The sequence below is a fragment of the Pseudomonas sp. Mb7 genome (assembly GCF_054790525.1).
The window spans coordinates 36786-49064 of record NZ_CP186501.1; the positions used below are offsets into that span (position 1 = coordinate 36786).

General features: G+C 59.0%; 13 protein-coding genes. 9 read left to right on the plus strand and 4 right to left on the minus strand.

Annotated features, from left to right (window positions below):
* Nucleotides 1-48: 48 nt before the first annotated feature.
* From ACOYXH_RS00135 to ACOYXH_RS00145, 3 genes are all read right to left on the minus strand, one after another.
* Nucleotides 49-459, minus strand: a complete 411-nt coding sequence (locus ACOYXH_RS00135) for a MerR family transcriptional regulator (RefSeq protein WP_034154373.1) — start codon at nucleotides 457-459, stop codon at nucleotides 49-51.
* A 198-nt stretch (nucleotides 460-657) separates the two neighbouring features.
* On the minus strand, nucleotides 658-1233 hold the full coding sequence (locus ACOYXH_RS00140; RefSeq protein WP_095051034.1) for an NAD(P)H-dependent oxidoreductase: 576 nt from the start codon (nucleotides 1231-1233) through the stop codon (nucleotides 658-660).
* A 55-nt stretch (nucleotides 1234-1288) separates the two neighbouring features.
* Nucleotides 1289-2170 (minus strand): LysR substrate-binding domain-containing protein, encoded by an 882-nt coding sequence (locus tag ACOYXH_RS00145; protein WP_116256487.1) that lies wholly within the window; start codon nucleotides 2168-2170, stop codon nucleotides 1289-1291.
* 233 nt (nucleotides 2171-2403) lie between these two features.
* Here ACOYXH_RS00145 and ACOYXH_RS00150 point away from each other — a divergent pair, with 233 nt between their 5' ends.
* The gene (locus tag ACOYXH_RS00150; RefSeq protein WP_095126597.1) at nucleotides 2404-3168 is read left to right on the plus strand and encodes a sulfite exporter TauE/SafE family protein; all 765 of its coding nucleotides are present in this window, start codon (nucleotides 2404-2406) and stop codon (nucleotides 3166-3168) included.
* Here ACOYXH_RS00150 and ACOYXH_RS00155 read toward each other — a convergent pair.
* Nucleotides 3158-3472 (minus strand): putative quinol monooxygenase, encoded by a 315-nt coding sequence (locus ACOYXH_RS00155; RefSeq protein ID WP_460410159.1) that lies wholly within the window; start codon nucleotides 3470-3472, stop codon nucleotides 3158-3160. The two genes, ACOYXH_RS00150 and ACOYXH_RS00155, sit on opposite strands and share 11 nt — an antisense overlap.
* Nucleotides 3473-3656: 184 nt before the next feature.
* On the opposite strand from ACOYXH_RS00155, the gene ACOYXH_RS00160 reads away from it, so the two are divergent.
* The 8 genes from ACOYXH_RS00160 (at nucleotide 3657) to ACOYXH_RS00195 (ending at nucleotide 11953) form a co-directional block, all read left to right on the plus strand.
* On the plus strand, nucleotides 3657-4247 hold the full coding sequence (locus tag ACOYXH_RS00160; RefSeq protein WP_460410160.1) for an NAD(P)H-dependent oxidoreductase: 591 nt from the start codon (nucleotides 3657-3659) through the stop codon (nucleotides 4245-4247).
* A gap of 124 nt (nucleotides 4248-4371) precedes the next feature.
* Nucleotides 4372-5283, plus strand: coding sequence for a LysR family transcriptional regulator (locus ACOYXH_RS00165; RefSeq protein ID WP_095126595.1), 912 nt, complete (start codon nucleotides 4372-4374; stop codon nucleotides 5281-5283).
* A 103-nt stretch (nucleotides 5284-5386) separates the two neighbouring features.
* Nucleotides 5387-6280 carry an NAD-dependent epimerase/dehydratase family protein gene (locus ACOYXH_RS00170; RefSeq protein ID WP_095051029.1) on the plus strand — a complete coding sequence of 298 codons (894 nt, stop codon included), beginning with the start codon at nucleotides 5387-5389 and terminating at the stop codon, nucleotides 6278-6280.
* A 140-nt stretch (nucleotides 6281-6420) separates the two neighbouring features.
* Nucleotides 6421-7038, plus strand: a complete 618-nt coding sequence (locus ACOYXH_RS00175; protein ID WP_258709213.1) for a Fic/DOC family protein — start codon at nucleotides 6421-6423, stop codon at nucleotides 7036-7038.
* 662 nt (nucleotides 7039-7700) lie between these two features.
* Nucleotides 7701-9050: a GntP family permease gene (locus tag ACOYXH_RS00180; protein ID WP_095051052.1), complete on the plus strand. Its 1350-nt coding sequence runs from the start codon at nucleotides 7701-7703 to the stop codon at nucleotides 9048-9050.
* Nucleotides 9051-9066: 16 nt separating this feature from the next.
* Nucleotides 9067-9927 (plus strand): MurR/RpiR family transcriptional regulator, encoded by an 861-nt coding sequence (locus tag ACOYXH_RS00185; protein ID WP_093442302.1) that lies wholly within the window; start codon nucleotides 9067-9069, stop codon nucleotides 9925-9927.
* A 1-nt stretch (nucleotide 9928) separates the two neighbouring features.
* Nucleotides 9929-11386, plus strand: coding sequence for an N-acyl-D-amino-acid deacylase family protein (locus tag ACOYXH_RS00190; protein ID WP_460410161.1), 1458 nt, complete (start codon nucleotides 9929-9931; stop codon nucleotides 11384-11386).
* Nucleotides 11387-11584: 198 nt separating this feature from the next.
* A complete protein-coding gene (locus ACOYXH_RS00195; protein WP_095051026.1) occupies nucleotides 11585-11953 on the plus strand; it encodes a glyoxalase superfamily protein in 369 nt (122 codons plus the stop codon).
* The last annotated feature ends 326 nt before the right edge of the window (nucleotides 11954-12279 follow it).

Sequence of the window (12279 nt, forward strand, 5' to 3'; positions counted from 1 at the left end):
CTGCCCTGAGACGACAGGCGAACCCGGTCATGCGGCGCAGCAGGGTTTTCAGTTCAGTGTATTGACCGGGTTTTTTTCGCCATAGCGGGCGATGCGTTCGAACTGACATTCCTGGCGGGCGTCGTTGAGGTTGTGTTCAAACGCCTCAAGGCCATCATGCAATTGCTGCAAATCGCCGATCTGGGTCACCAGTTCGGCTTTTTTTTCGGCAATGGCTCGTTGCGCCATGTCCCACGGGAATTCGTCGCCGCGGTAGTTGTTGAGGATCACCTGCAGCTCTTTGAGCTTGAAGCCCAATTGCTGGGCGCACTTGATGAACGTCAACACCTCGACACTTTGCTGGCTGTAGATGCGGTATTTGCCTTCACGCTTGGGCTCGGGCAACAGGCCGATTTCTTCGTAATGGCGAATGCTTTTGACTGTGGTGCCCGACAGTTGGGCGGCTTTGCCGATATACATAAGGTCCGTCTCGATGATCAAACATAGCGTAGCGCGATCAGGCGTCATGCCGGATCGGCGGCGATTATATGTCCAATACCATCAGAAAATGGCAACTGCGCGTAAATGACGTGCACAGGCGACGGACGGGCTCGAGAAGGAGCCCGAAGAGGCACTGACGGCGGCTTGTGCGCCGTCAGTTGAGGCGGCAGGAAAGCCTTAGACGGCGGCGGTCACGCGCGCCTGTTCCAGCCAGGCATCGCGCTGGTTTGGCTTGGAGCCAAGGATCGGCCCGAAGGTCAGCGTCTTCAGTGGCTTGATGCCGCAGAATTCCAGCGTGGTCTTGCGCATCTGATTCAGCCCCGGCATCCCATAGATCCATTTGTAGTACCAGTACGGCGTGTCCATGGTCACCAGCAAATGCGCGGTACGGCCCTTGAGCAGCTTGTCGGGGAAGGCTTTGCCTTCGCGATATTTGAAGGCGAAACCCGGCAGGAAAATCCGGTCGACGAAGCCTTTCAACAGTGCCGGAATCCCGCCCCACCAGATCGGATAGACGAATGTCAGGTGCTCGGCCCAGGTGATATCGGCCTGGGCTTGCAGCAGGTCCGGCTCCAGTGGCTGCACCTTGTTGTAGCCTTCGTGCAGGACCGGGTCGAACTCCAGCGCATCCAGACGCAGCAGCCGCACGTCATGCCCGGCGTCCTTGGCGGCCTGAACGTAAGTCTCACTCAATGCCCCGCAAAAGCTGTCGGTGGAGGGGTGACCCAGTATCACGAGCATTCGTTTGCTCATTGTGTGTACTCCTGAAATGAAGCTCGCAGGATAGAGTCTGCCCCTAGCGGTAGAGTCAAGGCACCAGCGCATCAAACAAGGCCCGGGCGTAACCGGGCAGGTGGTCGAAGTCCCGCGCACACAGTTGCAAGGTGCGATGCGCCCAGACTTCGTCCAGCGGCCGGCACGTTACCGAGTGCACCGCCGCCCAGCGCTCGATGGCCACCTTGGGCACGATGGCCAGCCCCGCACCTCGCGCCACCATGCGCATGACGCCCTCGAAGCCATCGGCACGGATCCGGATCGACATGCGCTGGCCGATGTGCAGCGCTTGTTCCTCCAGGTGAATCGCCAGCGCGCTGTGGCTGCCAAGCGCAACATAGTCGTGCGCCAGGGTTTCACCAAACGTCAACGACGCCTGACTCGCCAAAACATGCTCAGGGGGCAGGATCAGCACCAATGGATCGTCGCGAAAGGGCCGGGTCTGCAGACCGTGGGTGTCGACCGCATCGGAGACGATCCCGAGGTCCGCCGCGCCTTGGCGCAAGGCATGGGTGATGCGCGCGCTGGGCAACTCCTGCAAGTCGATGTCGAGATTGGGATGATCGCGCAGGAAGTCCGCGAGTACTTCCGGCAGGTATTCGGTGATCGCCGTGGTGTTGCACAGCAAACGCACCTGACCTTTGACGCCTTGGGCATAGTCGGCCAGATCCTGCTGCAGGCGTTCGGCCTGTTGCAGGAGGATGCGCGCGTGCTGGGCCAACGCTTTACCGGCCGGCGTCGGGGTGACGCCACGACGGCCGCGCTGAAGAAAATCGACGCCAAGCGAGGCTTCCATGGCGCGGATTCGGGCGCTGGCGGCGGCCAGGGATAAATGGCTGCGGACGGCGCCAGCGGTGATGTTGCCGGTGTCGAGGATGTGCAGGTAGAGGCGCAGGTCGGTGAGATCGAAGTGCATGATTGGCAGCCTCTGGTTTTTGTGGTGTCTGGGCTGGCCCCATCGCTGGCAAGCCAGCTCCCACAGGTTTCAGGGTTGATCTCTAAATGTGTGAACAACAAAAATACTGTGGGAGCTGGCTTGCCAGCGATGAGGCCAACAGCTTCAAAAAAATATCAGCCTCTTGTCCAGTGAGAGGCACCCTCAGTATATGGCAGATTTTCAGCCAACCCCGACTGGCGCACAGTAGCGCCATGCACACACTCACAGATTTCTACCAACACCTCGGCCTAGCCCTGTCCCTGCTGGTCATCGTGACGTTCATGCTCGCCGGCCTGATCAAAGGCGTGATCGGCCTCGGCCTGCCTACCGTCGCCATGGGCTTGCTCGGTCTGGCTATGGCACCATCGCAGGCAGCCGCATTGCTGATCATCCCGGCAACCCTGACCAATGTCTGGCAACTGGCTTTCGGCGGTCATCTGAAAGGACTGATCAAACGCCTCTGGCCGATGCTGCTGATGATTTTCCTCGGCACCGGAATAGGCACGTTATCGATCGGCATGGCGGGCGGGCATTGGGTGGTGCGCGGGCTCGGCGCGGCCCTGTTCCTCTATGCGTTGAGCGGTTTGTTTCTGCCAACGCTGAGCGTCAATCCACGCCATGAAGGTTGGCTGGGGCCGGCGTGCGGTTTGATCACCGGTGTCATCACCTCGGCCACCGGCGTCTTCGTGATTCCGGCGGTGCCGTACCTGCAAGCGCTGGGCTTGAATCGCGATCAACTGGTGCAGGCACTGGGCCTGTCATTCACCGTTTCGACGCTGGCATTGGCCGCAGGATTGCTCTGGCGTGGCGCCCTCGGTGGCGGCGAACTGAGTGCTTCGCTACTGGCGCTGATCCCGGCCATTCTCGGTATGTTGCTGGGCCAATGGCTGCGCGAACGGATCAGCGCCGTGTTGTTCAAACGGGTGTTCTTTGTCGGTATGGGCGCGCTCGGCGCCCACTTGTTGATCAGCGGTTAGCCGAGGCTTCGCTGAGCATTTCGATCTGGCGGATATCGAAATCGCGCTCCAGATAGTCCATGCGCTGTTCAAAGAAAGCCTTCATGTGCGGCAAATTCGAATGCACGTCCAAGTGCGCCTGGGAGGCCCAGATCTCGTAGAAGATAAACAGCGTCGGATCTTCCTTATCACGCAGCATGTGGTACTCGATGCAACCTGGCTCGGCGCGGCTCGGTTCGACGTAGGCGCGAAACAGCGCTTCGAGAGCCTCGGCTTGTTCCGGGCGGGTCTTGGCGTGCAGGATAAAACCCAAGCGTTCACTCATCACAACGACTCCTCACATTCAGAATGCCGCGGATGTTATTGCAACAATCGGCGATGGATTCGTGCTTTTTGATCAAATGTATTTTGCGCAATCAGGCCTTATTCCGCGCGAGGCGGATCGTTAATCTGCCGCCATTCCAGTTTCCCTTCTCCATCCAGCCCAATGGCTGCGCCGAGGCTTTCTCATGAAAAAAGTGCTGTTGCTCAATGGCGGTAAAAAATTCGCCCACTCTGACGGTCGCTACAACGCCACCCTGCATGAAGCCGCGTTGAGCGTGCTGGATCGCGGCGGTTTCGATATGAAAACCACCTTTATCGACGAGGGCTACGACGTTGCCGAAGAAGTGGCGAAATTTCTCTGGGCCGACGTGATCATTTATCAGATGCCGGGCTGGTGGATGGGCGCGCCATGGACGGTGAAAAAGTACCTCGACGAAGTCTTCACCGAAGGCCACGGCAGCCTCTACGCCAGCGATGGCCGCACCCGTTCCGATGCGTCGCAGAAGTACGGCAGCGGCGGTCTGATTCAGGGCAAGCAATACATGCTGTCGCTGACCTGGAATGCACCGCAGCAGGCCTTCGATGACCCGACTGATTTCTTTGAGGCCAAAGGTGTCGACGCGGTGTACTTCCCATTCCACAAGGCCAACGAGTTTCTCGGTATGACCGGGTTGCCGACGTTCCTTTGTGTGGATGTGATGAAACGGCCGAATATCGAGGCTGATGTGGCGCGTTATGAGCAGCATCTGACCGAGGTGTTTGGCCTCAAGGCTTGAGTGTTTCAAGCTACTATCGGTGGTAATAGCAAAAGATCGCAGCCTTCGGCAGCTCCTACAGGAACCCATTTCCATGTAGGAGCTGCCGAAGGCTGCGATCTTGGCGATTTCAAAGAGGACACCCGTGAAAGCCAGATCCGATGAGTTGCAGATTTTCGTCTGCGTGATCGAATGCGGTTCGATTTCCGCCGCCGCCGAACAGGTCGGGCAAACGCCTTCTGCGGTCAGTCGCACATTGTCGAAGCTGGAAGCCAAGCTCGACACCACGCTGATCAACCGCACCACGCGGCGCATGGATCTGACCGAAGAGGGCAAGTATTTCTTCGAACAGGCCAAGCTGATTCTCGATCAGATGGATCAACTCGAAGAACGCCTGTCCTCGCGCCAGCAAACGCCGTCCGGGCGCCTGCGGATCAACGCCGCGTCACCGTTCATGCTCCACGCAGTCGTCCCCTACATCGACGAGTTTCGTCGTCTCTATCCGGACATCCAGCTCGAACTCAACAGCAATGACCTGATCATTGACCTGCTGGAACAAAGCACCGACATCGCCATCCGTATCGGCACCCTCGCTGACTCGACGCTGCATGCGCGCTCGCTCGGTTGCAGTCCGCTGCTGATCGTCGCCAGCCCCGCCTACCTGGAAAAACACGGCGCGCCACAGCAAGTCGCCGATCTGAGCGAGCACACTTTACTCGGCTTCACTCAGAACGAAGGCCTCAACCAATGGCCGCTGCGCTATGTGCACGGCGATCGCTGGCCAATCACCCCGGCCATCAGCGCCTCCAGCGGCGAGACCGTGCGGCATCTGGCGCTGGAAGGGCAGGGCATCGCTTGCTTGTCGCACTTCATGACCATCGACGACATTCGTGCCGGGCGCCTGAAAGTCTTGCTCGCTGAATTCAACAGCGGTTATCGCCAGCCGATCAACGCCGTGTACTACCGAAACTCGCAACTGGCGCTGCGCATTCAGTGCTTCCTCGACTTTATCCAGAGCAAACTCGCCGCTTACGCCAGCGCCGATTTCAAGGGCTGATTCGTGACCTCTGCGCAAGAGTGAATTGGTCGAGGGCGGGTTTTTCCCTCGGATCCACAGGCCGATACTCGTCCCATCACTTATTCACGCAGGGAGTTTCTCCATGAACGTATTCGTCACCGGCGCTGCCGGTTTTATCGGCGGCTCCATCGCTAGCGGTCTGGTCAAGGCCGGGCATCAAGTCACCGGTCTGGTGCGCAACCCTGAACAAGCGGCTGAGCTCAAGGCACTGGGCATGACCCCGGTCATCGGCACCCTCGACGACAAAGCATTGCTCGCCGAACAGGCCCGTGCTGCCAACGCAGTAATCAACGCCGCCAGCAGCGACCATCGCGGCGCCGTCGAAGCATTGCTCGATGCTTTGCGCGGTTCCAACAAAGTGTTCCTGCACACCAGCGGTTCGAGCATCGTCGGCGATGCATCGGGCGGCAAGTCCAGCGATGTCATCTACTACGAAGACAACTTGCCAGAGCCGACTGTCGACAAAGCTGCGCGCGTGGCAATCGATAACCTGATCCTCGCAGCGGCGCAGGACGGCGTGAACTCGGCGGTGATCTGCAACACGCTGATCTACGGCCACAGCCTGGGCGTTATCCGCGACAGCGTGCAATTGCCGCGTCTGCTCAAACAGGCGCGTAAAAGCGGCGTGGTGCGCCACGTCGGCACCGGCCAGAACATCTGGTCCAACGTGCACATCGAAGACGTCGTCGCCCTGTACCTGCTGGCGCTGACCAAGAACGTACCGGGTACTTTCTACTTCGTCGAAAGCGGCGAAGCATCGTTCATCGACATGACCACCGCCATGGCCGAAGCCCTGAACCTGGGTCAACCACAAGACTGGCCACTTAAAGACGCCGAAGCCGAATGGGGCTACGAAATGGCCAATTACGGCCTCGGCTCTAACAGCCGAGTGCGCGGCAAACACGCTCGCGAACTGCTGGGGTGGGCACCAAAGCGCACGTCGGTGGTTGAATGGATTCGTAACGAAATGGTGTGATTGCAGTTTGAGCCCCGCCGGGCTTTGTGATCACCCTTTAGAACGGCTGCCATCGTGCAGCCGTTTTCGTTTCGGGCTTTGCGCTTGTGTCACGTCAGACCTATGGTGCTCTGAACATTGCCAGTTCAGCAGGTACAAGGATGATTAACCGTTATGACGCAGAAGGGGCGCAAAGCAGCTTTCAGCCCGGCTCGAATGAGCAAGTGCTGAGCAATAAACTGGGAGTTATCGAACCCGAAGACATGGATGATGCAGAGCTGGTTTTGTTGGAAAAGCTCTACCAATCTGTGCTCATCGAGCATTTGCCTGATCGGTCAATCACTGTTCAGGATCTGAAGGATTGGCATCGACACTGGCTCGGGAACATCTATCCATGGGCGGGCGATGTCCGTGCGGTAAATTTGGGCAAGGATGGATTTTTCTTCGCCGCTGCGCCGCAAATTCCTCGGTTGCTCGACGTATTTGAAAGGGACTGTCTTTCCAAATACACGCCATGTCGGCCCGATCTGGACGAGAACCTGATTCGCGCCATTGCTGTCACGCACGTCGAGTTCATCCTGATTCATCCCTTTCGTGAAGGTAACGGACGCTTGTCGCGATTACTGGCGGATGTCATGGCCGTGCAGGCGGGCTACGTGCCGCTGGACTACAGCAGTTGGGAGCGGAATAAAGAGGCTTATTTTGCAGCCATCAACCAAGGGCTGAAATGCAACTACGAACCCATGGAGTATTGGGTACGACAGGCGTTGTGGACTTGAGGCGGGGCTACTTGGCCAGGGACAAATGCAGAAATTTACTGGATCTGAGTTTGAGTTTGCGCTCAATGGTCTCCACGCTTTGACCCGTCTCGATGGCTGTCGAACTGGCAACTGCGCGGATCAACGTTTCGGTTGTCAGTTTTTTTTTGGTGCGAGGTGTGGGGCTCATGGCAGGGACTCCGCGGAGGTTGTCAGGCGAGTATAGCGCTTGGCTGGATTTGAAAAATATAACGTATGGCTGGACACCGAACCGGTGGGAGCTGGCTTGCCAGCGATAGCGGTCGGCCAGTCAGCATTTAAGTTGAATGTGCAGCCATCATCGCTGGCAAGCCAGCTCCCACAGGTTTTACGCATTCTGTCTGGAGGAATGCGATCAAAACTGTGGGAGTGAGCCTGCTCGCGAAAGCGGTGGATCAGTCGGCAAAGATGTTGAATGTGAAGCTGCCTTCGCGAGCAGGCTCGCTCCCACATTGGTTTCTCGTTCACCGAAAAGCCATGTAAATCCCGGCCTACGATTTTCATTAATCACGACAAGACATATCCGTTAGCGACACGCCTTGCCTCTCCACGAAAATTACTTTCATGTGGTTTGAAATCTCGATCTCGAAATGATTTATGAGTTTCACAACCCATTCGAACGTGACCCTTTCGAGGAGTACCGCATGACGCCTTCCTTCGGCTATTGGCTGCTGGTCTATGCCGCCGTCGCCATCATTGCGCTGATCGTGTTGATTGCCCGTTACCGGCTCAACCCGTTCATTGTCATCACCTTGATTTCCATCGGCCTGGCACTGGTGGCGGGGATGCCGCCGTCGGGTGTGGTAGGGGCGTATGAGGCCGGGGTGGGCAAGACGCTGGGGCATATTGCGCTGGTGGTCGCGCTGGGGACGATGCTTGGCAAGATGATGGCCGAGTCCGGTGGCGCCGAGCAGATGGCGCGTACGCTGATCGACAAGTTTGGCGAGAAGAACGCGCATTGGGCGATGGTCTGCATCGCTTTTCTGGTCGGTCTGCCGCTGTTCTTCGAAGTCGGTTTCGTGTTGCTGGTGCCGATCGCGTTCACCGTGGCACGGCGCGTTGGCGTGTCGATTCTGATGGTCGGTTTGCCAATGGTCGCCGGCCTGTCGGTGGTGCATGCGCTGGTGCCGCCGCACCCGGCGGCGATGCTCGCGGTGCAGGCCTATCAGGCGTCGGTCGGGCAGACCTTGCTGTATGCGATTGCCATCGGCATTCCCACCGCGATCATTGCCGGGCCGCTGTACGCCAAATTCATCGTGCCGCGCATTCAACTGCCGGCAGATAACCCGCTGGAAAAACAATTTCTCGACCGCGAACCCCGCGACAAACTGCCGGGTTTCGGCATCACCATGGCGACCATTCTGTTGCCCGTGGTGCTGATGTTGATCGGCGGTTGGGCCAATCTGATTTCTACCCCAGGCAGCGGTTTCAATCAGTTTCTGTTGTTCATCGGCAACTCGGTGATTGCGCTGCTGCTGGCGACCTTGCTGAGCTTCTGGACGCTGGGCATCGCCCAGGGCTTCAACCGTGAATCGATCCTCAAATTCACCAACGAATGTCTGGCGCCGACCGCCAGTATCACCCTGCTGGTGGGCGCTGGCGGTGGCTTGAACCGCATTCTGGTCGACGCGGGCGTCACCGATCAGATTGTCGGTCTCGCCCACGAATTCCACCTGTCGCCGCTGATCATGGGCTGGTTGTTCGCGGCGTTGATGCGCGTCGCCACCGGTTCCGCGACCGTGGCCATGACCACCGCGTCCGGCGTGGTCGCACCAGTGGCCATTGGTCTGGGTTATCCACACCCTGAACTGTTAGTGCTGGCGACCGGCGCTGGCTCGGTTATCTTTTCCCACGTCAACGACGGCGGCTTCTGGTTGATCAAGGAATACTTCAACATGACGGTCGCGCAGACGTTCAAGACCTGGACCGTGCTCGAGACGTTGATCTCGCTGGTCGCTTTTGGTCTGACCGTCGGCCTTTCTTACCTGCTGTAACCGGAGCCCGCCGCCCATGGACATCCTCTACCAGATCCGCGCCCGCCAGGATTCCTTCAGTGCCGGCGAAGGGCGCATCGCCCGGCTGATGCTCGACGACGTTGGCTTCGCCGCGAGCGCCAGCCTCGAAGACCTCGCGCAACGTGCCGAAGTCAGCACCGCCACGCTGTCGCGTTTTGCCCGCACCGTGGGCTGCCGCGACCTGCGTGATCTGCGCCTGCAACTGGCCCAGGCGAGCGGCGTCGGCAGCCGATTTCTCGACCCGGCGGGCACGCCTGAGCAGTCGGCGTTTTACGGGCAGATCGTCGGCGATATCGAAACCACGCTGCGCCAGCATCTGGCCGGATTCGACGAATCGCGCTTTGCCGATGCGGTGAAAATGCTCGGTCAGGCGCGGATGATTCACGCCTTCGGCATGGGCGGTTGCTCCACCCTGTGCAGCGACGAATTGCAGGTACGCCTGGTGCGCCTTGGCTACCCGATTGCCGTGTGCCATGACGCGGTGATGATGCGCGTCACCGCCGCCAGCCTGAACGCCGAGCAAGTGCTCATCGTCTGCTCGCTGACCGGCATCACCCCGGAATTGCTCGAGACTGTCGAGCTGGCGCGCAACTACGGCGCGCGCATTCTGGCGATCACCCGCGCCGACTCGCCACTGGCAGAACTGGCCGACATCGTCCTGCCGCTGCAAGGCGCAGAAACCTCGTTCATCTACAAACCGACGGCGGCCCGCTACGGCATGCTGCTCGCCATCGATGTGCTGGCGACCGAGCTGGCACTGGCCAATCCTGAAGACAATCAAGAGCGTCTGCGGCGGATCAAACTCGCCCTCGACGAATACCGTGGCGGCGACGATCACCTGCCGCTGGGAGACTGACATGCTGTACGACACGCTGATTCGCAACGCCCTGATCATCGATGGCAGCAACATGCCCGGTTACCGCGCCGACGTGGCGATTCGTGAGGGCCGCATCGAGCGTATCGGTGACTTGCACGACGCCACTGCAACCGAAGAAATCGACGCCGCCGGTCGCGTGCTGGCGCCGGGTTTTATCGACGTACATACCCACGACGACACCGTGGTGATTCGTCAGCCAGAGATGCTGCCCAAGCTCAGCCAGGGCGTGACCACGGTGATTGTCGGCAACTGCGGGATCAGCGCCTCGCCCGTGACATTGAAGGGCAATCCGCCCGACCCGATGAACCTGCTCGGTACAGCGGCGGCATTCGTTTATCCACGCTTCAGCGATTACCGCGCGGCGGTGGAAGCGGCCAATACCACGCTGAACGTGGCGGCACTGATCGGCCACACGGCGCTGCGCAGCAATCATCTGGATGATTTGTTCCGTACCGCGACGCCAGAAGAAATCGCGGCGATGCGCGAACAGTTACGCGAAAGCCTTGAGGCTGGTGCGTTGGGTTTATCCACAGGTCTGGCGTACGCCAGCGCCTACAACGCCTCCACCGATGAAGTGATGCAACTGACCGAAGAACTGACGGCATTCGGCGCGGTGTACACCACGCACCTGCGCAGCGAATTCGCCCCGGTTCTGGAAGCGATGGAAGAAGCGTTCAGCATCGGCCGTCATTCGCGTTCGCCGGTGATCATTTCCCACCTCAAATGTGCCGGCGTCGGTAACTGGGGGCGCAGTCCGCAACTGCTCGCGTCGTTGGAAGAGGTCGCCAAAACTCACCCGGTCGGCTGCGATTGCTACCCGTATGCGGCGAGTTCATCGACACTGGATTTGAAGCAAGTCACCGATGCGCATCGCATCACCATAACTTGGTCGACGCCGCACCCGGAAGTCAGCGGTCGCGACCTGATCGACATCGCTGCCGAATGGAATCTGCCGCTGCTCGATGCCGCCAAACGCCTGCAACCGGCCGGCGCGGTGTACTACGGCATGGACGAGGCGGATGTACGAAGAATCCTCGCCCACCCGTTATCGATGATCGGGTCTGACGGACTGCCCGAAGATCCGTTCCCCCATCCGCGTCTGTGGGGGGCTTTCCCACGGGTGTTGGGCCATTTCAGTCGTGATGTCGGGCTGTTTCCGCTGCACACGGCCGTACACAAGATGACTGGGCTGTCGGCGGCGCGGTTTGGTTTGAAGGAGCGCGGCGAGATTCGTGAAGGCTATTGGGCGGATCTGGTGTTGTTCGATCCGGCGACCGTGCGTGATGTCGCGGACTTCAGTGATCCGCAACGGGCTGCGCAGGGGATTGATGGGGTTTGGATCAATGGCGTGTTGAGTTACCGCGATGGACAGGCGAATGGCAGGAGAGAAGGGCGTTTTCTGGCACGCGAAGGTGATTTGCGCCAAGGGTTTCATTGATTCTGATGGCGCCAAAAGATCGCAGCCTTCGGCAGCTCCTATAGTGGAACGCATATACCTGTAGGAGCTGCCGAAGGCTGCGATCTTTTGACTCACGTCTCATAGTGGCACTCTGAGATTAAAGAAAGTCATCAACAGGCCGAATTGCTGACATCCACCCCGTCTACACTGTCGGGCTAATCAGTCAGGGAGCACCCCATGAGCTTCGGCAAAACCACCCCGATCCTGCGGATCTTCGATGAAGCCAAAGCCGTAGAATTCTACGTCGACTTCCTCGGCTTCAAGATCGACTGGCAGCACCGTTTCGAGGCGAACTTCCCGTTGTATCTGCAGGTGTCCCGTGGCGAGTGTGTGCTGCACCTGTCCGAGCACCATGGCGATGCGACGCCGGGTTCGGCGCTGCGTATCGAGACGGATGAGCTGGAGGCGTTTCAGCAGCAGTTGGTGGCCAAGGATTACAAGTTCTCCCACCCGGGTATCCAGGCGATGCCGTGGGGGAGTCAGGACATGACGATCGTTGATCCGTTTGGTAATCGGCTGGTGTTTACCAATGCGATTTGTCTCTGAGCTGAACAGCCCCTCACCCTAACCCTCTCCCCGGGGGAGAGGGGACTGACCGAGTTGTCTGGCGCTATGCACCGACCTGAAAGATCTGCAGCGATTATGGATTCACAGCAGCACTTTCAGGTCGGTGTATTTAGCGAACATCCCACTGTTGGCCCCTCACCCTAGCCCTCTCCCAGAGGGAGAGGGGACTGACCGAGTTGTCTGACGCTATACATCGACCTGAAAGATCTGCAGCGATTATGGATTCACAGCAGCACTTTCAGGTCGGTGTATTTAGCGAACATCCCACTGTTGGCCCCTCACCCTAGCCCTCTCCCAGAGGGAGA

What these genes read in the sequence shown, in the direction of transcription:
- ACOYXH_RS00135 (WP_034154373.1), bottom strand. Translation starts at nt 459, where the DNA reads ATGTATATCGGCAAAGCCGCCCAACTGTCGGGCACCACAGTCAAAAGC.
- ACOYXH_RS00140 (WP_095051034.1), bottom strand. Translation starts at nt 1,233, where the DNA reads ATGAGCAAACGAATGCTCGTGATACTGGGTCACCCCTCCACCGACAGC.
- ACOYXH_RS00145 (WP_116256487.1), bottom strand. Translation starts at nt 2,170, where the DNA reads ATGCACTTCGATCTCACCGACCTGCGCCTCTACCTGCACATCCTCGAC.
- ACOYXH_RS00150 (WP_095126597.1), top strand. Translation starts at nt 2,404, where the DNA reads ATGCACACACTCACAGATTTCTACCAACACCTCGGCCTAGCCCTGTCC.
- ACOYXH_RS00155 (WP_460410159.1), bottom strand. Translation starts at nt 3,472, where the DNA reads ATGAGTGAACGCTTGGGTTTTATCCTGCACGCCAAGACCCGCCCGGAA.
- ACOYXH_RS00160 (WP_460410160.1), top strand. Translation starts at nt 3,657, where the DNA reads ATGAAAAAAGTGCTGTTGCTCAATGGCGGTAAAAAATTCGCCCACTCT.
- ACOYXH_RS00170 (WP_095051029.1), top strand. Translation starts at nt 5,387, where the DNA reads ATGAACGTATTCGTCACCGGCGCTGCCGGTTTTATCGGCGGCTCCATC.
- ACOYXH_RS00175 (WP_258709213.1), top strand. Translation starts at nt 6,421, where the DNA reads ATGATTAACCGTTATGACGCAGAAGGGGCGCAAAGCAGCTTTCAGCCC.
- ACOYXH_RS00180 (WP_095051052.1), top strand. Translation starts at nt 7,701, where the DNA reads ATGACGCCTTCCTTCGGCTATTGGCTGCTGGTCTATGCCGCCGTCGCC.
- ACOYXH_RS00185 (WP_093442302.1), top strand. Translation starts at nt 9,067, where the DNA reads ATGGACATCCTCTACCAGATCCGCGCCCGCCAGGATTCCTTCAGTGCC.
- ACOYXH_RS00190 (WP_460410161.1), top strand. Translation starts at nt 9,929, where the DNA reads ATGCTGTACGACACGCTGATTCGCAACGCCCTGATCATCGATGGCAGC.
- ACOYXH_RS00195 (WP_095051026.1), top strand. Translation starts at nt 11,585, where the DNA reads ATGAGCTTCGGCAAAACCACCCCGATCCTGCGGATCTTCGATGAAGCC.